At 31.8% G+C, this 21853-nt stretch carries 17 protein-coding genes and 2 tRNA genes; 15 read left to right on the top strand and 4 right to left on the bottom strand.

Going from position 1 to position 21853, the window contains the following annotated elements:
• Window position 1 precedes the first annotated feature (1 nt).
• From murD to BUC03_RS12675, 9 genes are all read left to right on the top strand, one after another.
• Window positions 2–1339 carry a UDP-N-acetylmuramoyl-L-alanine--D-glutamate ligase gene (gene murD / locus BUC03_RS12715; RefSeq protein WP_073152718.1) on the top strand — a complete coding sequence of 446 codons (1338 nt, stop codon included), beginning with the start codon at window positions 2–4 and terminating at the stop codon, window positions 1337–1339.
• Window positions 1340–1344: 5 nt separating this feature from the next.
• On the top strand, window positions 1345–2583 hold the full coding sequence (locus BUC03_RS12710; RefSeq protein WP_234971623.1) for an FtsW/RodA/SpoVE family cell cycle protein: 1239 nt from the start codon (window positions 1345–1347) through the stop codon (window positions 2581–2583).
• Window positions 2580–3671 (top strand): undecaprenyldiphospho-muramoylpentapeptide beta-N-acetylglucosaminyltransferase, encoded by a 1092-nt coding sequence (murG, locus tag BUC03_RS12705; RefSeq protein ID WP_073152716.1) that lies wholly within the window; start codon window positions 2580–2582, stop codon window positions 3669–3671. The genes BUC03_RS12710 and murG overlap by 4 nt, the downstream gene beginning before the upstream one ends.
• Window positions 3672–3721: 50 nt before the next feature.
• Entirely contained in the window at window positions 3722–5077 is a 1356-nt protein-coding gene (gene murC / locus BUC03_RS12700; protein WP_073152713.1) for a UDP-N-acetylmuramate--L-alanine ligase, read from the top strand.
• On the top strand, window positions 5067–5783 hold the full coding sequence (locus BUC03_RS12695; protein WP_073152710.1) for a cell division protein FtsQ/DivIB: 717 nt from the start codon (window positions 5067–5069) through the stop codon (window positions 5781–5783). The genes murC and BUC03_RS12695 overlap by 11 nt, the downstream gene beginning before the upstream one ends.
• A 13-nt stretch (window positions 5784–5796) precedes the next feature.
• Window positions 5797–7203 carry a cell division protein FtsA gene (gene ftsA / locus BUC03_RS12690; RefSeq protein WP_073152707.1) on the top strand — a complete coding sequence of 469 codons (1407 nt, stop codon included), beginning with the start codon at window positions 5797–5799 and terminating at the stop codon, window positions 7201–7203.
• 47 nt (window positions 7204–7250) lie between these two features.
• Window positions 7251–9269, top strand: coding sequence for a cell division protein FtsZ (gene ftsZ, locus BUC03_RS12685; protein ID WP_073152705.1), 2019 nt, complete (start codon window positions 7251–7253; stop codon window positions 9267–9269).
• Window positions 9270–9369: 100 nt separating this feature from the next.
• On the top strand, window positions 9370–9819 hold the full coding sequence (locus tag BUC03_RS12680; RefSeq protein ID WP_073152702.1) for a GatB/YqeY domain-containing protein: 450 nt from the start codon (window positions 9370–9372) through the stop codon (window positions 9817–9819).
• 32 nt (window positions 9820–9851) lie between these two features.
• A tRNA-Arg gene (locus tag BUC03_RS12675) sits at window positions 9852–9925 on the top strand.
• A gap of 122 nt (window positions 9926–10047) precedes the next feature.
• Here the strand turns inward: BUC03_RS12675 and BUC03_RS12670 are convergent.
• Window positions 10048–10132: transfer RNA gene (locus BUC03_RS12670), tRNA-Leu, on the bottom strand.
• A 145-nt stretch (window positions 10133–10277) separates the two neighbouring features.
• Between BUC03_RS12670 and BUC03_RS12665 the strand changes: the two genes are divergently transcribed.
• Both BUC03_RS12665 and BUC03_RS12660 read left to right on the top strand, forming a co-directional pair.
• Window positions 10278–11666 carry a dipeptidase gene (locus BUC03_RS12665; RefSeq protein WP_073152699.1) on the top strand — a complete coding sequence of 463 codons (1389 nt, stop codon included), beginning with the start codon at window positions 10278–10280 and terminating at the stop codon, window positions 11664–11666.
• A gap of 125 nt (window positions 11667–11791) precedes the next feature.
• Window positions 11792–12367, top strand: coding sequence for a hypothetical protein (locus BUC03_RS12660; protein ID WP_143159198.1), 576 nt, complete (start codon window positions 11792–11794; stop codon window positions 12365–12367).
• 1 nt (window position 12368) lies between these two features.
• On the opposite strand, the gene BUC03_RS12655 is transcribed toward BUC03_RS12660, so the two are convergent.
• From BUC03_RS12655 to BUC03_RS12645, 3 genes are all read right to left on the bottom strand, one after another.
• Window positions 12369–13454, bottom strand: a complete 1086-nt coding sequence (locus BUC03_RS12655) for a DUF748 domain-containing protein (RefSeq protein ID WP_073152693.1) — start codon at window positions 13452–13454, stop codon at window positions 12369–12371.
• A 120-nt stretch (window positions 13455–13574) separates the two neighbouring features.
• Window positions 13575–15539 (bottom strand): M56 family metallopeptidase, encoded by a 1965-nt coding sequence (locus tag BUC03_RS12650; protein ID WP_073152689.1) that lies wholly within the window; start codon window positions 15537–15539, stop codon window positions 13575–13577.
• A complete protein-coding gene (locus BUC03_RS12645) occupies window positions 15539–15898 on the bottom strand; it encodes a BlaI/MecI/CopY family transcriptional regulator (RefSeq protein WP_073152686.1) in 360 nt (119 codons plus the stop codon). Before BUC03_RS12645 ends, BUC03_RS12650 begins: the two co-directional genes overlap by 1 nt.
• Before the next feature lie 252 nt (window positions 15899–16150).
• Between BUC03_RS12645 and BUC03_RS12640 the strand changes: the two genes are divergently transcribed.
• The 4 genes from BUC03_RS12640 to BUC03_RS12625 all read left to right on the top strand — a co-directional run bounded on the left by BUC03_RS12640 (window position 16151) and on the right by BUC03_RS12625 (window position 21726).
• Window positions 16151–17104 carry a calcium/sodium antiporter gene (locus BUC03_RS12640; protein WP_073152683.1) on the top strand — a complete coding sequence of 318 codons (954 nt, stop codon included), beginning with the start codon at window positions 16151–16153 and terminating at the stop codon, window positions 17102–17104.
• A 122-nt stretch (window positions 17105–17226) separates the two neighbouring features.
• Window positions 17227–19413 (top strand): glutamine synthetase III family protein, encoded by a 2187-nt coding sequence (locus BUC03_RS12635; RefSeq protein ID WP_073152680.1) that lies wholly within the window; start codon window positions 17227–17229, stop codon window positions 19411–19413.
• 85 nt (window positions 19414–19498) lie between these two features.
• On the top strand, window positions 19499–20677 hold the full coding sequence (locus BUC03_RS12630; RefSeq protein ID WP_073152678.1) for an AIR synthase related protein: 1179 nt from the start codon (window positions 19499–19501) through the stop codon (window positions 20675–20677).
• A 20-nt stretch (window positions 20678–20697) separates the two neighbouring features.
• Window positions 20698–21726: a DUF3078 domain-containing protein gene (locus BUC03_RS12625; RefSeq protein ID WP_073152675.1), complete on the top strand. Its 1029-nt coding sequence runs from the start codon at window positions 20698–20700 to the stop codon at window positions 21724–21726.
• Window positions 21727–21853: the final 127 nt, after the last annotated feature.

The following is a 21853-nucleotide window of genomic DNA, read 5'->3' as shown; positions in this document are numbered from 1 at the left end:
TATGAAAAGGCTAGTGGTACTTGGTGGCGGAGAAAGTGGAGTAGGTACTGCGCTTCTAGCAAAAAAAGAAGGTTACGAAGTATTTGTTTCTGATAAAGGAAAAATTACAGACAAGTACAAAAAAGTTCTTATAAATAATGAAATAAACTGGGAAGAAGAAAAGCATACAGAAGACTTAATTCTGAATGCAGATTTGGTAATGAAAAGTCCAGGTATCCCAGAAAAAGTAGCTATCGTTCAGCAATTATTTGCTAAAGGAGTTAAAGTGATTTCTGAAATTGAATTTGCTTCAGAATATACAGACTCTAATATTATAGGTATTACCGGAAGTAACGGAAAAACAACTACTGCTACGTGGACCAATTTTATCTTAAAAAACGGAGGGTTAAGTGTTGCATTAGCAGGAAATATTGGAGATAGTTTTGCAAAAGCAGTATTAAACAAATCTGCAGAGCATTACGTGTTAGAGTTGAGTAGTTTTCAGTTAGACGGGGTAGAAGATTTTAGACCTCATATAGCTGTGTTAACCAATATAACTCCAGACCATTTAGATAGGTATGAGTATAAGTATGAAAATTACATAGCTTCTAAGTTTAGAATAACTAAAAATCAAACAGAAAACGATTATTTCATTTATGATGCAGATAATCCAACGATAGCAGAGTGGCTGTCAAACAATAAAATAAAAGCAAAAAAGCTGCCTTTAACTTTTAAAAATGAAGTTCAAGAAGGTGCTTTTCTAGATAAGAATAACAATATAATAGTAAGAATAGAAGATAAAGAATTTATTATGGCAAAAGAGGAGATCGCGTTGAAGGGTGAGCATAACACAAAAAATGCCATGGCTGCTTCTACAGTAGCACAACTTTTAAAAATTAGAAAACAAACCATTAGAGAAAGCTTAGGTAGTTTTCAAGGAGTAGAACATAGGTTAGAAAAAGTATTAAAAATTAATAATGTTCAATACATTAACGATTCTAAAGCAACCAATATTAATGCAACTTATTATGCGTTAGATAGCGTTTCTGCAGAAACTATTTGGATAGTTGGTGGAGTAGATAAAGGAAATAAATATGAAGAATTACTTTCTCTAGTAAATGAAAAAGTAAAAGCCATTATCTGTCTAGGGGTAGATAACGCAAGAATAAAAGAAGTTTTTAGTAATTGTGTAGAGCATTTAGTTGAAACACAAAGCATGAAAGAGGCGGTAGATTTTGCAAATCACTTATCAGAAAAAGGAGATACCGTTTTATTATCACCTGCCTGCGCAAGTTTTGATTTATTTCAAAATTACGAAGACAGAGGTAGACAATTTAAAGAATACGTAAGAAGTTTATAAAAAGAGTGGCAAACAAAAGAGACATATTACTTAAAAGATTCTTCTCTAATTTAAAGGGAGATAAAGCTATTTGGGCTATTGCAGCTCTTTTGGCGGTTTTCTCTTTTATACCAGTTTATAGTGCGAGTAGTAACTTGGCATACTTGTATGGAGATGGAGGTACTTTTGGTTATTTAACCACTCATTTTACTTATTTATTTACAGGTTTTGTTCTTATTTACGTATTTCATCGAGTGCCTTACCATTATTTTAAGGGTATTTCTCTAATCATGATTCCGGTAGTAATAGCTTTATTATTATATACACTCGCTCAGGGTACCACTATAGATGGCGCAAATGCAAGTAGATGGATTACAATTCCAATTATTAAAAAAACATTTCAAACTTCTAGTTTAGCTTCTGTGGTATTAATGATTTATGTGGCTAGATATCTTTCTAAAATACAAGGAAAAAAAATCACATTTAAAGAGTCAATTATACCACTTTGGGGACCTGTAGCAGTAATTTTAATATTAATTTTGCCAGCCAATTTTTCTACAACTGCTATTATATTTTTAATGGTAATGACGTTGGTTTTTCTAGGTGGTTATCCTTTAAAATATATAGGAATTATAATAGGAGCGGGATTAGTGTTTTTAACCCTTTTTGGATTATCAGCAAAAGCTTTTCCTGGGTTGTTTCCTAACCGTGTAGATACTTGGATTAGTAGAGTAGAAAATTTTACTAACGATGAAGATACAGAGGCAGACTATCAAATAGAAAAAGCAAAAATAGCCATAGCACGAGGTGGTTTGGCTGGAGCAGGAATTGGAAAAAGCATACAGCGTAATTTTTTACCACAATCTTCTTCAGATTTTATCTATGCTATAATTGTTGAAGAAATGGGGCTTATTGGTGCATTCGGAGTTATGTTAGCTTACTTATTTATATTATTTAGGTTGGTTATTATCTCTACAAAAGCACCTACCGTTTTTGGGAAATTGTTGGTAATAGCAGTAGGCTTACCTATTATATTTCAGGCTTTAATAAATATGGCTGTCGCGGTAGAGCTGTTTCCTGTTACGGGACAAACTTTACCATTAATTAGTAGTGGAGGGTCTTCTATTTGGATGACTTGTTTAGCTTTGGGCATTGTGCAAGGGGTAGCTGCTAAACGAGAAGAAATTAAAAATAAAGAATCTGAGTTAAGCTCAATAGAAGAAGATAACGATAATCCATTAGAGATTTTAAGCGAAGCAATATGAGTCAGTTAAAATTCATACTATCTGGAGGTGGTACTGGGGGGCATATTTACCCAGCAATTGCTATTGCAGATGAATTGAAGCGTAGATACCCTGATGCAAAATTTTTATTTGTAGGGGCAAAAGATCGTATGGAAATGCAAAAAGTCCCTAAAGCAGGTTATCAAATTGAAGGATTATGGATTAGCGGTATTCAGCGTAAATTAACCCTTCAAAACTTACTTTTTCCTGTAAAATTGGTAAGTAGTTTACTACGCTCTAAGCAAATAATTAAATCATTTCAGCCAAATGTAGTTATTGGTACAGGTGGTTTTGCTAGCGGGCCATTATTAAAAGTAGCTAATCAAAAAAAGATACCAACAGTTTTACAAGAGCAAAATTCATTTGCAGGAATTACCAACAAATGGTTAGCTAATAAAGCAGATAAAATTTGTGTGGCTTATACAGGTATGGAAAAGTTTTTCCCAAAAGACAAAATCATATTTACAGGAAACCCTGTAAGGCAAGATTTAGTGGAGGTAAAACAAAGAGATAATGAAGCAGAAGCATATTTTAATTTACTGCCTAATCAAAAAACAGTTTTAATTATTGGTGGTAGTCTTGGAGCAAGAAGAGTTAATGAATTGGTAGAAGCGAATCTAGATTATTTTAAATCTAATAACCTTCAACTAATTTGGCAAACAGGTAAGCTATATTTTAAAAAATATGAGCAATACCAATCTCAAGAAATTCAAGTACACGAATTTTTAGATAGAATGGATTTAGCATATGCAGCAGCAGATTTTATAATCTCTAGAGCAGGAGCAGGATCTGTTAGTGAGTTATGTATGGTGGCAAAACCAGTGGTTTTTATTCCTTCTCCTAATGTAGCAGAAGATCACCAAACTAAAAATGCTTTGTCTTTAGTAAAAGAAGATGCAGCGGTAATGTTGAAAGAATCTGAGTTAAATGAGAATTTTCAGAATAAATTTTCAGAGATATTACATTCAGAAACTCTTCAGCAAAAATTATCAAACAATATTTTAAGGTTAGCAAAGCCAAATGCAACAAAAGATATTGTAGATGAAATAGAAAAATTGATAAAAAATTAAAAACGTACTGAGTTTAATTCGGTATCAAGCATAATAATTAAAATAATAAAATGGGGTTGTTTAATAACATACAAAATATATACTTTATAGGTGTTGGTGGCATTGGTATGAGTGCACTAGCTAGGTATTTTGTAGCGAACAACAAAAACGTTGCAGGTTACGATAGAACTGCAACAAAAATTACCCAAAAGTTAGAAGAAGAAGGCGTACAGATTATTTTAGAAGACAAGGTAGATTTAATACCAGCAGATTTTAAAAACTTAAAAACTACATTGGTAGTTTATACTCCAGCTGTTTCATCAGATAATTTAGTTTTTCAATATTTTACCACGAAAGGTTTTGAGGTAAAGAAAAGAGCAGAAGTTCTTGGTATGATAACTAAAGATTATCCAACACTAGCAGTAGCAGGTACCCATGGTAAAACCACTACTACTGCCATCTTAGCACATATTTTAAAACAGTCTGGAGTAAAAATTACCGCATTTTTAGGCGGAATCAGTGAAAATTATCATACTAATTTTATAGCAGATGGTCACGAAGCAGTTGTGGTAGAGGCAGATGAGTTTGATAGATCTTTTTTACATCTTTCTCCAAATATTGCAGCTATTACCTCTATGGATGCAGACCATTTAGATATCTATGGAGAGGCAGAAGAGTTAAAAAATACCTTCTTAGATTTTGCAGAAAAAGTTTCTAATAAAGATAATTTCTTTTACAAAAAAGATTTGGCATTAACTGGTCATTCTATTGCTGTTTTAGAAGAAGCAGATTACCACATTAAGAATATTAAAATTGAAAACGGCACCTATATTTTTGATTTTATAGCAGAAAATAACGAGGTTAAATCCATAAAGTTTAGTTTACCAGGAAAGCATAATTTAATGAATGCCGCTACAGCTTTAGCAATGGGTATGAAGTTTGGTGTAGAGGGAGAGAAGCTTGCAAAAGCTTTAGCAAGTTTTAAAGGGGTTGAAAGAAGATTTACATACCACTTAAAAACAGAGAAAAAAGTTTTAATAGAAGATTACGCACACCACCCAGAAGAAATTTTGGCGGTACATCAAGCAGTGAGAGAAATGCACCCTAATAAAAAGGTGTTAGCTGTTTTTCAGCCTCACTTATTTAGTAGAACAAAAGACTTTGCAGATGAATTTGCAGAAAGTCTATCAAAGTTTGATCAAGTAATTTTGATGGATATTTATCCTGCTAGAGAAAAACCTATAGAGGGAGTAAATTCAGAAATGTTATTAAATAAAATTTCTATAGAAGCTAAAAGTTTAACAAGTAGATCAGCTTTAAAAACAAATATAGAAAACTCTTCAGCAGAAGTAATAGTAATGATGGGAGCTGGAGATATAGGTAATGAGGTAGAAACCATTAAAGTTGCGTTAAACTATGAAAGTTAATTGGAATTACATAAAAGCTTTCGCATTATTGGCGCTCATCGTCTTTTTGTATAGTTTTTCTTCTAGAAGAAATTCAGCAAGAAGTATAGAAGATATAAAAGTAAAATTTACTAATGGCGAAAACCTGTATATTACTGAAAATACAGTTAATAAATTGTTGAAAGTAAACGAAGATACACTTGCAAATCAATCAAAAGAAATCATAGATTTGAACAAGTTAGAAAATATTTTAGATACACATAAGCTAATTAAAGATGCAGATGTGTATCTAACTGTAGATAAAAAACTTATAGCTAATATCACTCAACGCAAGCCGTTGGGAAGAGTTTATGGAAACAAGTCATTTTACATAGATGAAGAAGGAGAAAAGATGCCTCTTTCTACGATTTATACTGCAAGAGTTCCTTTAATTTCTGGTATAAGTGAAAAAGAACTTTCTCAAGTTTATCCATTACTTTTAAAAATTAAACAAGATAAGTTTTTAGAAGAGCATATAACAACAATTTTTAAAGATAAAACAGGTAACTATTTTTTAGGCTTACGTGTGTTAGATTTTAAAATTGAATTGGGAAAAATAGAAGAATTAGATAAAAAGATAAAAAACTTTAAAGCGTTTTATAAAAAGGCTTTAAAAGATAAAAAACTAGATACTTACAAAAGAGTAAGTTTAAAGTTTAATAACCAGGTTGTTTGTACCAAAAAGTGACATTGTTTTGACTATGAAAGATAAAGATATTGCAGTAGGACTTGATATTGGAACCACCAAAATTGTAGCCATGATTGGGCGCAATAATGAGTATGACAAAATGGAAATTCTAGGAATAGGAAAATCCAAAAGTCTAGGGGTTCATAGAGGCGTAGTTAATAACATAACACAAACCATTCAATCTATACAACAAGCAGTACAAGAAGCTGAAGCTAACTCTGGAATGGATATTAGTGAAGTAGTGGTAGGTATTGCAGGTCAGCATATTAGAAGCTTACAGCATAGTGATTATATTACAAGAGCAAATTCAGACGAGGTAATATCAGAAAAAGATATTGATATGCTTTGCAATCAAGTACATAAACTTGTAATGCTTCCAGGTGAAGAAATTATTCATGTACTTCCGCAAGAATATAAAGTAGATGGGCAGGCAGAAATAACCGAGCCAATTGGGATGTACGGAGGTCGTTTAGAAGCTAACTTTCATGTGGTTGTAGGGCAAATTTCTTCTATTAGAAATATTGGTCGTTGTGTAAAAAGCTCAGGTTTAGAGCTTGCAGGGGTTACTTTAGAGCCTTTAGCTTCTGCCAATGCAGTACTAAGTCAAGAAGAAAAAGAAGCAGGGGTAGCATTAATAGATATAGGTGGAGGTACCACCGATTTAGCCATCTTTAAAGACGGCATAATTCGTCACACAGCAGTTATTCCTTTTGGAGGTAATGTAATTACAGAAGATATTAAAGAAGGTTGTTCTATTATAGAAAAACAAGCAGAGCTGCTTAAAGTAAAATTTGGTTCTGCTTGGCCAGGAGAAAATAAAGACAATGAAATTGTTTCTATTCCGGGTCTTAGAGGTAGAGAGCCTAAAGAAATTACCTTAAAAAACCTTTCTAAAGTAATTCACTTTAGAGTAGTAGAAATTATAGAGCAAGTATTTTTAGAAATTAAAAATTACGGCCACGATGAACAAAAGAAAAAACTAATTGCAGGTATTGTTATTACTGGAGGTGGAGCACAATTAAAACACTTAAAGCAATTGGTAGAATATATTACGGGTATGGATACTCGTATAGGTTACCCTAATGAGCATTTAGCAGGTAATAGTGATCCAGAAACTACCAGTCCAATGTATGCAACAGCAGTAGGCTTGGTGTTAAATAGTTTAGAGAAAAATAAAAAAAGAATAGAAGAAGAAGAGGCAGAGATAGCTCAAGAAGTTAAAGAAGACATTCAAGACGAGCAACCTCAAGATATAGAACAATCTATAGAAGAGCCACAGCAACCTGTAAATGAAGGTTTTGAAACTGAAAATAAAGAGGTTGAAGAAAGAAAAGAATATACAGAATCTAAAAAACCACGTCAAAACATATTTGAAAAATGGTTTGACAATTTCAAAGATTTTTTAGATAACGCAGAATAAAAAAGCTAGAAAGAAATAAAGATATTAAAACCGAAAATTATAGAATTATGAGTAGCACAGAATTCGACATTTCATTTGATTTACCTAAAAATCAATCTAACGTCATCAAAGTGATTGGTGTAGGTGGTGGTGGATCAAACGCAATTAATCACATGTTTCATCAGGGAATTAATGGAGTAGATTTTGTAGTTTGTAATACAGACTCACAAGCGCTAGAAAATAGCCCCGTTCCTATTAAAGTTCAGTTAGGTGTAAATTTAACAGAAGGATTAGGAGCTGGAGCAAACCCTGAAATTGGAGAAAAAGCTGCTCTAGAGAGTTTTGACGATTTAAAAACCTTGCTTGATAAAAACACCAAAATGGTTTTTATTACTGCAGGTATGGGTGGTGGTACTGGTACTGGTGCCGCGCCAATTATCGCAAAACAAGCAAAAGATATGGACATCTTAACCGTGGGTATTGTTACAATTCCTTTTCAATTTGAAGGGAAAATGCGTAACGAACAAGCGCAATTAGGTGTAGAAAAATTAAGAAAAAATGTAGACTCTCTTATTGTTATTAATAATAATAAATTAAGAGATGTTTACGGTAATTTAGGTTTTAAAGCAGGTTTCTCTAAAGCTGATGAAGTGCTAGCTACAGCTTCAAGAGGAATTGCAGAAGTAATAACTCACCACTATACGCAAAACATCGATTTACGTGATGCTAAAACGGTATTAAGTAATAGCGGTACTGCTATCATGGGTTCTGCTACAGCTTCTGGTAGTAATAGAGCGCAAGAAGCTATTTCTAAAGCGTTAGACTCTCCATTACTAAACGATAATAAAATTAGTGGAGCACAAAATGTATTGTTGTTAATTGTTTCTGGCGGAGAAGAAATTACCATTGATGAAATAGGAGAGATTAACGATCATATTCAAGGTGAAGCAGGGCATAGTGCCAATATTATTATGGGTGTTGGTGACGATGAAAGTTTAGAAGACTCTATTTCTGTAACAATTATTGCTACGGGTTTTGATTTAGAACAACAAAATGTAATTGTAAATACAGAAACAAAAAAAATAATACATACGTTAGAAGATGAGCAAAAAGCAGTTCATAATTTAACACCTACTAAACATAGACCATCAGCAACTACACCTTTAGAGAATAAGGCTCCAGAAGAACGTAAAATAGTTCATACACTAGAAGAAGAACCAAAAATAACTCCTGAAAGAGAAGAGCCTAAAAACCAAATGGATTTAGTGCCTACTTCAGAAATTATTAAAAATCTAGAGGTTTCATATGAAGACATTAGTTATAATGAAGATGATTTTGTTATCATAGATTCAGATAACGATGTTAATCAATTTGAAGTTAATGAGCCAGAAGAAGTAAAAGCAGTAGCTCAAGAAGAAGAGCAAGCTACTATGTTTACGTTTGATTTTCCTTTAAATGAAGAGAAAGAAGAAACAATAAATGAGGTAAAAGAAGAAGAAGAAGAAGAAACAACTTCCAATGTTTACTTTAGTTTAGAAGAAGAAGAGGTAGAAAATATTGAAGTAAATAGTGAAATAGAAATTGTTTCTTCAGGAAATAGTAATAACGGTGAAGGTAAAAGGTATTCTTTAGAAGATTATATGGAGTTAGAAGACCGTATAGAAAAAGCAAAACCTCAGGCTAAACCACAAGTAAAACCTTCTAATACTAGCTATCAAGCTCCAGCTCCAAAAGCAGAAGAGTTAAAAGTAGAAAAGAAAGAAGTAATTAAAACTGAAAGCCCAAAAACGGAGCAACAAGAAATCTCTACAGAAATAGATCCTTTTAATAATCCTATTTCTGAAGATTTAATAGCTCGTGCTGCAGAGCGTAGAGCTAGAATGAAAAACTTTAATTACAAGTTTAGAAACAATAATAATATTGATGAAATAGAAAAGCAACCTGCTTATAAAAGAGCAGGAATAGATCTTGGTGGTACGCAATCTTCTACCAACGATAAAATTTCTAGAACAAGTATAGGTAAAGATAGTAATGATGAAACTACCTTCCGTACTAACAATTCTTTTTTACATGATAATGTAGATTAAAACATAGTATTTAAAGAGTATTAACCCGAAGTTTTGTAAAATTAAACTTCGGGTTTTTTATTTTAGATTCTTATCTTCGTGAGAATAAAAATATCTACTTATGAGTCTAGAAAAAGACGTAATGACGCAAATGAAAGCTGCTATGAAAGCAAAAGATGCAGCAGCTTTAGAAGCCCTTAGAGCAGTAAAAAGTTCAATCTTATTGGCAAAGACAGACAATAATCAACAAGATTTATCTGAAGAACAAGAAATAAAAATTGTTCAGAAGTTAGTAAAACAACGTAAAGATAGCGCTGTACTTTATAGAGAACAAGATAGAGTAGATTTAGCAGAGCCAGAAGAAAAACAAGCAGAAGTAATAGCTCAGTTTTTACCAGCACAGTTAAGTGAGGCAGAAATTGAAGCAAAAGTGGAAGAAATTATTTCTAAAACTGGAGCAGAAGGCATGAAAGATATGGGTAAAGTAATGGGGTTAGCATCTCAAGAGTTAGCAGGCAAAGCAGACGGTAAAACCATATCTATGGTAGTAAAAAAGAAACTATCTAATTAAAATTATCTCTCTTTTATAAAGAGTTTAATTTTGGCCCCGTGGCGCAACTGAATAGCGCATCAGATTTCGGCTCTGAGGGTTGGGGGTTTGAATCCCTCCGGGGTCACTTTATTAAATATAAAACCTCTTGTATATCAAGGGGTTTTGTTTTACGTATAGTCTTTTTTTAAAATTATCTAAAAAAAATATTTTGCATAAAAAAAGCTTCTGTAAAAACAGAAGCTTTTTTGGTGCGGGCGGGGAGACTCGAACTCCCACACCTTGCGGCACTAGATCCTAAGTCTAGCGTGTCTACCAATTCCACCACGCCCGCATTAAACTTAACAACAAACTTAGGATTGTTTGCTAAGCGGATGCAAATATAAACAAAGATTTCAATATTCAAAGAAACTATTGCATAAAAATTTCAATTTTAAAAATCTTGTTGGTATCTTGTCACTTCATTCAAAGAAAAATCTATGAAATCAAGTAAGAGTTACGTAGAAGAAAATAAAGAACGCTTTATAGAAGAATTGGTAGAGCTATTAAAAATACCTTCTATAAGTGCAGATTCTGCTTATAAAGAAGATGTTATTAAAACAGCAGACGCAGTTAAAAAAAGTCTGGCTGCTGCAGGATGTGATGTAACAGAAATATGTGATACTCCAGGGTATCCGGTAGTTTATGGTGAAAAGATTATTGATAAAAATTTACCAACCGTTTTAGTTTATGGACATTATGATGTACAACCACCAGATCCAATTAACCTTTGGGATAGTCCACCGTTTGAACCAGTAATTAAAAAAACAGAAATTCATCCTGAAGGAGCAATTTTTGCTCGTGGCGCTTGTGATGATAAAGGGCAAATGTATATGCATGTAAAAGCCCTAGAGTATATGGTAAAAAATAACGATTTACCATGTAATGTAAAGTTTATGATTGAAGGTGAAGAAGAAGTTGGGAGTGAAAATTTAGCTTGGTTTATAGAACGTAATCATGATAAACTAGCAAATGATGTAATTTTAATTTCTGATACTGGAATGATTGCTAAAGACGTGCCGTCTATTACTACAGGTTTACGTGGCTTAAGTTATGTTGAGGTGGAAGTTACCGGTCCAAATAGAGATTTACATTCTGGTTTATACGGTGGTGCAGTAGCAAACCCTATTAATGTATTAACTAAAATGATAGCTTCACTTCACGATGAAAATAATCATATTACCATTCCTGGTTTTTATGATAAAGTAGAAGAGCTTTCTAAAGAAGAACGTGCAAAAATGGCAGAAGCACCTTTTAGTTTAGAAAACTATAAAAAAGCATTAGATCTTAACGATGTATATGGAGAAGAAGGGTATACTACTAACGAGAGAAACTCTATAAGACCAACATTAGATGTTAATGGTATTTGGGGAGGTTATACAGGTGAAGGAGCAAAAACAGTTATTGCAAGCAAAGCTTATGCAAAAATATCGATGCGTTTAGTGCCTAACCAAGATTGGAAAGAAATTACAGAGTTGTTTAAAACTCATTTTGAAAACATAGCGCCTAGTGGTGTAACCGTAAAAGTTAATCCGCATCACGGTGGGCAAGGGTATGTTACCCCTATAGATGGTATAGAATATCAGGCAGCAAGTGAAGCTTATAAAGAAGTCTTTGGAAAAGAACCTATACCGCAACGTAGCGGTGGTAGTATACCTATTGTTTCTTTATTTGAAAAAGAACTAAAAAGTAAAACTATTTTAATGGGCTTTGGTTTAGATACAGATGCTATTCACTCTCCAAACGAGCACTTTGGAATATGGAATTATTTAAAAGGAATTGAAACCATTCCGTTTTTCTACAAACATTTTACAAACTTAAAAAGTTAAATTTTTTAAAAACCTTCTCTGTAAGAGGAGGTTTTTTTCTTTTAATCTAATTTTATGAATATGCTACGGTTTAGAATAAATATTGCTATATATTTGATGGTTGTATGCAAGGTAAAATATTTCAAATGTCTTTAAATAAAATATTTACAGTATTGATGTCTAGTTGTTTAATGTTGTTTTGTTTAAACAAAGCAATGGCAACACCTCATTTATATACACCTGTTTTTAAAACTCAACAAATTCATTATATAATAGTAGAAGTAAGTGAGGTAGATAGTATATTTTTAAATAAAAAGAACATAAAATTAGAAGATTTATCGGTTGGGATAGATTCTATTTCTACAGCATTTAAATCTAATGGATTTGAGATAAATTCTTTAGCTATTAAAATTTTTACAGATACGCCAGAGTCACTGGTTACTAAAATTAAAGCAGAGGTTAAAAAAACTTCTATTAAGCTTATAGATGTTCAGGTAAGAAAAGAGGTGACTATAAAAAAAGTGAATGATAGTATGGTAGTGAGGTATAATTCTATTATAGAAAGATGGAAATCTCAAGATCCTGAAGATAGAGTCTTTACAAAAGAAGAAGTTTTGTATGTGAGAGAAACTTATAAAAAAATGGATTTTAAGCAAATAATTAAAGCCCAGAAACTTCCAGGCTTTATTCCAAATATAGAAGAATTAGATTCTCTAAATTAATTTAGTTTTCTTGAAAAGCATCTCTGTATTCAATATCTTCATCTACCTCTCCTTTAAAAGCAGATATCCATCCGTTTTTAAAAATATTGAAAACGGTAGGCCAAATTTTGGTTTTGCTATTGGTTAAATCTCCCTCAATTGGGGCTTTAGTAGCAAGTGTATTAGTACCTTGATTTTTCAATATAAATTTAAAAACTCCTACAAAACCTTCCCATAGAGTTTCTAAAAAACCGTCTTCTTTGCCTATAAGTTTAGTGTCTTTTAATAGAGGTTTTACATAACCTTTTAAATAGCCGTCTGCAATAGCAAATTCACTATAAACTCCCATAGTTCCTTTTTCAAAATCTAATCCTGCATAGTAGTTAGTAAAATCGTTTAATGCAGTGACATTTGCATTTTCTAATGCTAAAGAAACATCCATATCGGGTATTTCTTTAATCAAATTTATTCTTCCATCAACTTTTAAGTGACCGCTACCAATACTGGTACCAGTTGCAGAAATAGGAGAGGGTAATGTTCTTTGGGTTTGTTCTACATTTCTTAGGTTTTTAGCACTTAACCTAAGGTTGTTAATGTGTAAATCTATGTTAGGGTTTGCTTGCAGCTGAACAAAAGCCAATTTACCATTGTATACTTGAAAGTTGTTAACATCTAACGGAACCAAGTCTGTTAATGCTTTGGTCCAATCTTCTTTATCTGGTTCTTGATTTGCATTTTGTTCTTGGTCTTCAAAAACATAAATAACTTCTGGACTGTGCATTTCTATTTCACTTACAATTTTTCCTTTAAATAAAGATTTCCATTCAATAGAAATATCTGTTTCTGGGAAATTTAAAAACGGAACCTCGCTAGTAGCTGTTTTTTTATTTAAATATAAATTGTTTATAGTGTATGCACCAGTTATTAAAGAGAGGTCAATGTCTTCTACGTGACCGTAATAACCTGGTATATCTGCTAATACTTTATTTACGTAGTTTTTAATTAAGGTTGGTAAATAAATTCTGAATGCTATTAGTAATACGAGTAAAGTAATGGGTATAAAATACCTTTTCTTTTTGTATCTCTTTCTTTTGTGGGGTTTATTCATCATTAACTTTTTAACTAAATTGTATTTTTTTTAATTAGTTTGCAGTTAATAAATTCACAAAAAAAATCCTTGAGCATTTATTTCTCAAGGATTTTTAAAAATATAAAATGAATTGATTGGCTACTTTGTAGTGATTATAATTGCTCCGTTTTTGGCTTTCTCTCCATATTTTTCAACTCCTTTTTCTGCTTTAAAAATAAATACAGATTCAATTTTATTAGGGTCTAAACTTTCTATAGTTTTTCTATTGGTTTCTTTATCGTTTAAAAGAATTAATGGATTTTTATCTAAAAAACTTTTATAGTCATTTAAAACTTCAGAATTGTTTTTTGAAGAAAGTTGCTCTTCTTTTGTTTTTAAAGTAATCTCAATAACTCCATATTTACCTTCTTCTCCATATTTTTTAATAGCTTTTTCATCTTTTAAAACATTTACACTTTTAATAGTGTTTTGATCAATTAACTTCATTTCTTTTGCGGTAATTTTTTCTTTATTTACATAGTAAAGTGGTTGTTTTTGAGTGATTGACTCAGAGGTTGCTTTGTTTTTATTGCTGAAGTTACTATAAGTTGCTGAAGCTTCAATAACACTAAGCTTACCTTCATTATCTATGTAAATAAAAACTTTCTTCTCTTTCTTCTCTTTATTATTAGATTTTTGATGGCTTTCATAATCATGAGTTTCTTCTCCGTTAATATGAACCAAACCATCTTTAATTGAATAGCTTTTTACTAAATATTTGCTATTTAAAAGTTGGTTGAGATTCTTTTTTATCCCATTAATAACAACTACTTTATTTTCATTTATTTTTTTGTATAAATCATTTGTAATTTTTATTGAATCTTTTGTGTTAGTTCCTAGTCCAATACCAAATGGATTTTCGGTATCGTTAAAATTCCTGTAGAAATAAACATCTTTAAAAGCAGTGTTTTTGCTACCTGAGTATACTTCTCCAGAAAAACCGCCTGGAGTTTTAATTTTTAATTGTAGTCGAGTGAGTTCATTTTTGTTATTGAATTTAAGTTTTGAATATTTCATATCAATATCAAATTGCTCCTTCAAAAATTTCTTATCTTTTTTTAAAGCTTCTTTAGTCGTATTCTTATCGTAAGTTACTTTTACTTCAGTAATAGAGCTTTTAGAGACAATACCATTTTGAGGAGATTTTTCTTTTAATGAAATTTGGTCATTTGTAATAGTTGACTTTTGTGTGTTAATTACTTTTACTTCCTCTTTTACATTAAAACTCCATAAAAAGAAGGCTAATAATGGTAATACCAATATGCTTTTTGCAAAAGCATATTTTTTAGATTGTTTTTTGTTTAACATAACGATTCGTTTTTTGATTAATGATTGATAAAATTGATTTGCCAAACTCGGTGCTTGGTAATTGGTAGATACTTTTAAAAGGGTGAGTTCGTAATTTTTCTGCTGAATGTTGTTTTTACGAGTAATCTCTTTATCTGCTATAAATTCTAAATTCTCTAACATTCTTTTTTGGTAAAGCCAAGCCAGCGGATTAAACCAAAATACAATTAGCATGATTTGGTGTATTAAAACATCTATAGAGTGTAGTTGTTTACCGTGAATTTTTTCGTGTTTAATAATTAAAGCTAATTCTTCTGTAGTGTAAGAAGCAGGGTAGTAAGCGATGTATTTAAAAAATGAAAAAGGAGATAGTTTCTCTGTAAGCTCAATGTGGTAAAAACCTTCGGTATCTTTTCTTTTTGGTTTATTCAAAATCTTTACTAGGCTTAATAACTGAAATAAAAATCGTCCCAGCATTAAAATTATCCCAACAAAATAAGTAGACAGTAATAGTTGTGCCCAGTCAAAATCTTCCTCTATAGTTTGCGGCAAATTCTCAAAAGAAATTTCTTCAAAATTGGTTGCTGTTGGTAAAGACTCTACATAAGTGAAATGCGTATACTCTATAAAAGGTAAGATAAATGCACAAAAAACACCTATTGTTAAAAACCATCTATTATTACTAAATAAGGTTTCTCTTCTTAAAAACAAGTAATCTATTAGAAAAAATAGACTAAGAATAGCTGTGCTTTTTATAAGGTAGGTAGAAATTTCCATTACTTTTTATTTTCAATAATTTCTAAAATTTCTCTCAACTCCTCAGCACTTATTTTTTCTTCTTCCGCAAAAAACGAAACCATTTTTTTATAAGAATTATCAAAAAACTTTTTAGTAGCATTTTTCATAAAATAATCACTGTAAACCTCTTTGCTAACCATTGGGAAATATCGATGCGTTTTGCCAAAAGCTTCATAATCTACAAAACCTTTCTCTTCTAGTTTTCTTACAATGGTAGAAACGGTGTTATAATGTAATTTGCTATTAGGCATTTCTGCCAAAATTTCTTTTACAAAAGCCTTTTCTAGCTTCCATAAAGCTTGCATTACCTCTTCTTCTTTATTTGTAAGTTTTTCCATTGTTTTAATTTATTTGGGCGTTACCCTTTGGGTCGGGTTTTTCGCTATATCTTTTTATTTTTTAATTAGTGCTTATGGGTTAAAAATAAAAAGGATGCCGCTGCAACCCCTAACGCATTTCAAAAGTAAAACTAAAAAACAAGTTGTACAACTATTTTTATAGTTATTAAACTATTTTGTTAGTTGTAAAAGGTTTTAATTTCAATTAATACAGAGAAAATAAAGGCTTATCTTTGCAAAAAAAGAAGTTATATGTTGCTAAGTATTTTTTACATCGTTATAGGTTTTGTCTTATTAGTAGTAGGTGGTGAGTATTTGGTACGATCATCTGTAGCCTTGTCTTTTAAGTTTAATATATCTAAAATGGTAATAGGTTTAACAGTTGTGTCTTTTGCAACTTCTTTACCAGAGTTGTTGGTGAGTTTACAAGCCGCTTTAGATGGCTTTTCAGATATTAGTTTAGGAAACGTAATAGGGTCTAACATAGCTAATATAGGCTTGGTTTTGGGTATCACCTCTATTATAAGTGCTATAGATGTAGATAAAGACTTCTATAAATTTAATTGGCCAGTAATGTTATTATTTTCTTTAGCATTATATGTATTCTTACAAAGTGATTTAGAAATTTCTAGAGTAGAAGGGGGTATTTTTGTAGGGGCAATACTCATTTATCTAATCATTTTAATAAAGAGGGCTAGAAAACAAACCAATGTTACTGTAGAAGAAGTAGATGATAGTTTACAAGTAGTATCTGGTTTTAAAATTATTATATGGTTGCTTATTGGTGGAGCAGCACTTTATTTTGGGTCAGATTGGTTGGTAGAGGGAGCTGTAGATATAGCAACAGAGTTTGGAGTAAGTGAGCGTATAATTTCTGTAACCATGATTGCAATAGGTACAAGCGTACCAGAGTTAGCGGCATCTGTAATGGCTGCATTAAAAAAAGAGAAAGCATTATCTTTAGGTAACTTAATAGGTTCTAATATTTTTAATATAGGCTCTGTTCTTGGTTTAACTGCTTTAATAAAACCAATAGCGGTAGAATCTCAAGAGGTGCTAACAAAAGATATACTTTGGATGCTTGGTTTTGCAATTATTTTATTACCTTTAGTGTTCTTACCAAAAAAATACACCTTCAGCAGATATAAAGGCTTAATTATATTTGTAGGGTATGCTGTGTTTGTAGGGCTTACTTTTTTGTCTTAAAATATTAATATCAGGGGTTATTTAAAAAATAATTGGTTTTTTAATAAGTTAACGCATTTTTTTTAGGGGGTGTTTGTAAAAATGTTATTTTTGTGCCTAGCAACACAAAAATTAATTTATAAATGTCAACGCTAAGATTTCAAGCTTTAAAACAATCCTTAAATAGAAAGCCAGTAGAAGTAACAGAACCTGCTAGGCGATCTGAAATTTTTGGTAAGAATGTCTTTAACGAAATGGCAATGCGCCAATATTTAACAAAAGACTCTTACAACAGTGTAATGGATGCTGTACAAAATGGTTCAAAAATCGATAGAGATTTAGCAGATCACATTTCAACAGGAATGAAAGAATGGGCTATCTCTAAAGGAGCTACTCATTACACACACTGGTTTCAGCCATTAACAGGATCTTCTGCAGAGAAACATGATGCTTTCTTTGAAACTACAGGAAATGGTTCTGCAATAGAAAAGTTTGGTGGAGGTTCTTTAGTACAACAAGAACCAGATGCTTCTAGTTTCCCTAATGGTGGAATTAGAAATACTTTTGAAGCTAGAGGTTACACCGCTTGGGATCCTACCTCTCCTGCATTTATTTTAGGTACTACTCTTTGTATACCTACGGTATTTGTATCTTATACAGGAGAAGCGTTAGATTATAAAGTGCCATTATTACGCTCTTTACAAATTTTAGATAACGCAGCAACAGAGGTTGCTAAGTATTTTGATAAAAAAGTAACTAAAGTAAATGCTACATTAGGTTGGGAGCAAGAGTACTTTTTAATAGACGCAGCATTAGCAGCATCTCGCCCAGATTTAGTAATGGCAGAAAGAACATTGTTAGGTCACGCGCCAGCTAAAGGTCAGCAATTAGATGATCATTACTTTGGTGCAATCCCTTCTCGTGCATTAAATTTTATGCGTGAGTTAGAGAACGAGTGTATGTTATTAGGTATACCAGTAAAAACTCGTCACAATGAGGTTGCTCCAAATCAATTTGAGTTAGCACCTATTTTTGAAGAGGTAAACTTAGCAGTAGATCACAACCTTTTATTAATGGATGTGATGGATAAAGTTGCAGAGCGTCATCACTTAAAAGTACTTTTCCATGAAAAACCTTTTGCAGGTGTTAATGGTAGTGGTAAACATAACAACTGGTCACTTTCTACAGATACAGGAGTTAATCTTTTAAGTCCTGGTAGTACACCAATGAAGAACTTACAGTTCTTAACCTTCTTTGTAAATACAATTAAAGCGGTTTATGACAATGAAGAGTTAATCCGTTCTTCTATTGCTTCTGCATCTAACGATCACCGTTTAGGAGCAAACGAGGCGCCACCAGCAATTATTTCTGTATTTATAGGTTCTCAATTAACTAAAGTGTTAGATGAGTTAGAAAAAGTAACTGATGGTAAACTTTCACCTCAAGAAAAAACAGATTTAAAATTAAACGTAGTAGGTAAGATTCCAGAAATTTTACTTGATAATACAGATAGAAACAGAACTTCTCCATTTGCATTTACAGGAAATAAATTTGAGTTTAGAGCAGTAGGTTCTACAGCAAACTGTTCTAACCCAATGACAATTTTAAATGCAATTGTAGCTAAGCAACTTCAAGAATTTAAGGTAGAAGTAGATGCTTTAGTGAAAGATGAGAAAATGAAGAAAGATGATGCTATCTTCAATGTGTTAAGAGAGTATATTAAAAAATCTAAGAAAATTAGATTTGAAGGAGATGGTTACGGAGATGCTTGGGAGAAAGAAGCTGCTAAGCGTGGTTTAAGTAATAATAAGAAAACTCCAGAAGCTCTTAAAGTTAAAAAAGCTGAGAAAACAATTAAAATGTTTGAAGAGCTTGGTGTGATGAATCGTATTGAAATGGAAGCACGTCACGAGATTGAAGTAGAAGAATATTCTATGCATATCCAGATTGAAGGACGTATTTTAGGTGATATTGCTAGAAATCACGTAATACCAGTATCTATTAGATATCAAAACATTTTAATTAAAAATGTTCAAGGTCTTAAAGATATTTATGGAAGCGACTTTAAAAAATATGCTAGTGAGCAATTAGTTATTATTGAAGACATTTCTAATCATATTGAGAAAATAAACAAAGGTATAACTCAAATGATTGATGCTAGAAGAGCTGCAAACAAAATTGAAGATGCAGAAGAAAAAGCATTTGCTTACTGTAATGAGGTAAGACCTTTCTTTGATGAAATTAGATACCACTGTGATAAGTTAGAGATCTTAGTTGATGATGAACTTTGGCCTTTAGCTAAGTACAGAGAAATGTTATTCACTTATTAATATGAATAACTTTTAAGAATAGAATCCCGTTTTTGTAAACGGGATTTTTTTATTTCCTTATTTTTGCAACTTAAGCATAATTATCATGAGTCAAGAAATTAGTAAAAGATACGCGCAGAGAGGAGTTTCTGCCGGTAAAGAAGATGTTCATAACGCCATAAAAAATGTAGATAAAGGTCTGTTTCCTAAAGCATTTTGTAAAATAGTACCAGATCACCTTACTCAAGATGATGACTATTGTTTGATTATGCACGCAGATGGAGCTGGTACAAAATCTTCCCTTGCTTATATGTATTGGAAAGAAACAGGAGACATTTCTGTATGGAAAGGGATTGCACAAGATGCACTTATTATGAATATTGATGATCTTCTTTGTGTAGGAGCTACAGATAATATTTTGTTATCTTCTACCATTGGAAGAAATAAAAATTTAATTCCAGGAGAAGTTATTTCAGCAATAATTAACGGAACCGAAGAATTAATTGCAGATTTAAAAGAGTTTGGAGTAGAAATTCATTCTACAGGAGGAGAAACTGCAGATGTAGGAGATTTAGTAAGAACTATTATTGTAGACTCTACCGTGACTGCAAGAATGAAAAAAGACAAAGTAATAGACAATGCCAATATACAACCGGGAGATGTGATAGTAGGTCTTTCTTCTTCAGGTATTGCTAGTTATGAGAAAGAATATAACGGTGGTATGGGTAGTAATGGGCTTACTTCTGCCCGTCACGATGTTTTCGGGAAAAGTTTAGCACAAAAATATCCAGAAAGTTTTGATAATACTATCCCATCAGAGTTAGTGTATTCTGGTACTAAAGAATTAACATCAACAGTAGAAAACTCAGTACTAGATGCAGGTAAATTGGTTTTATCTCCAACAAGAACTTACGCTCCAATTATAAAAAAAATACTTTCTAAATACACTTCAGAAGAAATTCACGGAATGATTCACTGTAGTGGTGGTGCACAAACAAAAATATTACACTTTGTAGATAATTTACATGTGATTAAAGATAATATGTTTAGCGTACCTCCTTTGTTTAAACTTATTCAAGAAGAAAGTAATACAGATTGGAAAGAAATGTATCAAGTATTTAATATGGGGCATAGAATGGAGTTATATGTTCCTGCAGAAATAGCTAATGATATTATTGAAATTTCTAAATCTTTTAATGTTGATGCTCAGGTTGTAGGAAGAGTGGAAGCTTCAGAAGAGAAAAAACTAACAATAAATAGTGAATTTGGCAGTTTTACTTACTAATGTAAAGTAAAAGATTGGAGATGATAAGAAAGTTTTGCTTGCTAATATGTTTAATTAGTACAATAATAATTAATGCGCAAACAAGAAGTGAGGTAACAGCGGTAAACGAGTTAAGACCAGGTACGGTAAGGCCATTTTACCCTGTTACTAAAGTAGAAAGAGTAAAACGTTTAGGAAAATATCACCCTAATATAAGTTTTTGGAAATCTACTAATAAAATTGGCTTAGATATTAGTGAAGTAGCATTTGTTAACTGGAATGCTGGTGGGGCAAACTCTGTGTCAGGTTTATTAAGTGCAGATGTTAAAAGAATTTACGAGCGTAGAAATTTAAGGTGGAATAATGAGTTAATAGCCAGTTACGGTATTAATAAACAAAAAGATCAAGAGTTAAGAAAAACAGAAGATCATATAGAGATTAATTCCACTTTTGGTTATCGTAAAGATACCCTCTCTAATTGGTACAATTCTGCTAAAATGAATTTTAGTACTCAATTTTCTAATGGGTATACTTATCCAGATACTTCAAACAAAATATCTACCATATTTGCTCCAGCATATTTGTTTATGGGTATAGGTTCAGAGTATAACAATGAAAAACTAAAACTCAATGTGTACGCCTCTCCATTAACCCTAAGATCTACCTTTGTGTTAGATCAAGAATTAGCAAATGCAGGTTCATTTGGGGTAGAAGGTGCTGTTTATGATGATGATGGAAATATTATAACAGAAGGAGAAAATACAAGAACAGAACTAGGTATTTTAATTACCAATGAATATCAAACTCAACTTTTTGATAATATAGGTGTAACTAATAAATTAAGTTTATACACAGATTATATTAATAAGTTTGGTAATATAGATGTTAATTGGGAGCTCAATTTTAATTTTAAAGTAAATCGTTACGTGTTAGCAACCGTAGGTTCTCATTTAAAATATGATGATGATATTAAAGTACAAGTAGAAAATGAAGAAGGAGAGCTGGTAGACGATGGACCTAGAGTACAGTGGAAACAACAATTAGGTATAGGGGTAGTAGTAGAACTCTAATAAAACTATAAACACATAAAATAAAACCCATCAAGCAATTGATGGGTTTTATTATTTATAAAAGGAAGTAATTATTTTTTCACAAGTTAAATTCAGATTAAGATAATCATTAAAATTATCGTAAATT

The organism is Mesonia phycicola (assembly GCF_900141885.1).
GTDB lineage: Bacteria > Bacteroidota > Bacteroidia > Flavobacteriales > Flavobacteriaceae > Mesonia > Mesonia phycicola.
Note: the sequence above shows the minus strand (reverse complement) of the source record. Positions and strands in the feature narration are given on the sequence as shown.

Bases quoted from the DNA above. Each gene is read 5' to 3' on its own strand.
- murD (WP_073152718.1), top strand. From the start codon at position 2: ATGAAAAGGCTAGTGGTACTTGGTGGCGGAGAAAGTGGAGTAGGTACT.
- murG (WP_073152716.1), top strand. From the start codon at position 2,580: ATGAGTCAGTTAAAATTCATACTATCTGGAGGTGGTACTGGGGGGCAT.
- murC (WP_073152713.1), top strand. From the start codon at position 3,722: ATGGGGTTGTTTAATAACATACAAAATATATACTTTATAGGTGTTGGT.
- BUC03_RS12695 (WP_073152710.1), top strand. From the start codon at position 5,067: ATGAAAGTTAATTGGAATTACATAAAAGCTTTCGCATTATTGGCGCTC.
- ftsA (WP_073152707.1), top strand. From the start codon at position 5,797: ATGAAAGATAAAGATATTGCAGTAGGACTTGATATTGGAACCACCAAA.
- ftsZ (WP_073152705.1), top strand. From the start codon at position 7,251: ATGAGTAGCACAGAATTCGACATTTCATTTGATTTACCTAAAAATCAA.
- BUC03_RS12680 (WP_073152702.1), top strand. From the start codon at position 9,370: ATGAGTCTAGAAAAAGACGTAATGACGCAAATGAAAGCTGCTATGAAA.
- BUC03_RS12665 (WP_073152699.1), top strand. From the start codon at position 10,278: ATGAAATCAAGTAAGAGTTACGTAGAAGAAAATAAAGAACGCTTTATA.
- BUC03_RS12660 (WP_143159198.1), top strand. From the start codon at position 11,792: ATGTCTTTAAATAAAATATTTACAGTATTGATGTCTAGTTGTTTAATG.
- BUC03_RS12655 (WP_073152693.1), bottom strand. From the start codon at position 13,454: ATGAATAAACCCCACAAAAGAAAGAGATACAAAAAGAAAAGGTATTTT.
- BUC03_RS12650 (WP_073152689.1), bottom strand. From the start codon at position 15,539: ATGGAAATTTCTACCTACCTTATAAAAAGCACAGCTATTCTTAGTCTA.
- BUC03_RS12645 (WP_073152686.1), bottom strand. From the start codon at position 15,898: ATGGAAAAACTTACAAATAAAGAAGAAGAGGTAATGCAAGCTTTATGG.
- BUC03_RS12640 (WP_073152683.1), top strand. From the start codon at position 16,151: ATGTTGCTAAGTATTTTTTACATCGTTATAGGTTTTGTCTTATTAGTA.
- BUC03_RS12635 (WP_073152680.1), top strand. From the start codon at position 17,227: ATGTCAACGCTAAGATTTCAAGCTTTAAAACAATCCTTAAATAGAAAG.
- BUC03_RS12630 (WP_073152678.1), top strand. From the start codon at position 19,499: ATGAGTCAAGAAATTAGTAAAAGATACGCGCAGAGAGGAGTTTCTGCC.
- BUC03_RS12625 (WP_073152675.1), top strand. From the start codon at position 20,698: ATGATAAGAAAGTTTTGCTTGCTAATATGTTTAATTAGTACAATAATA.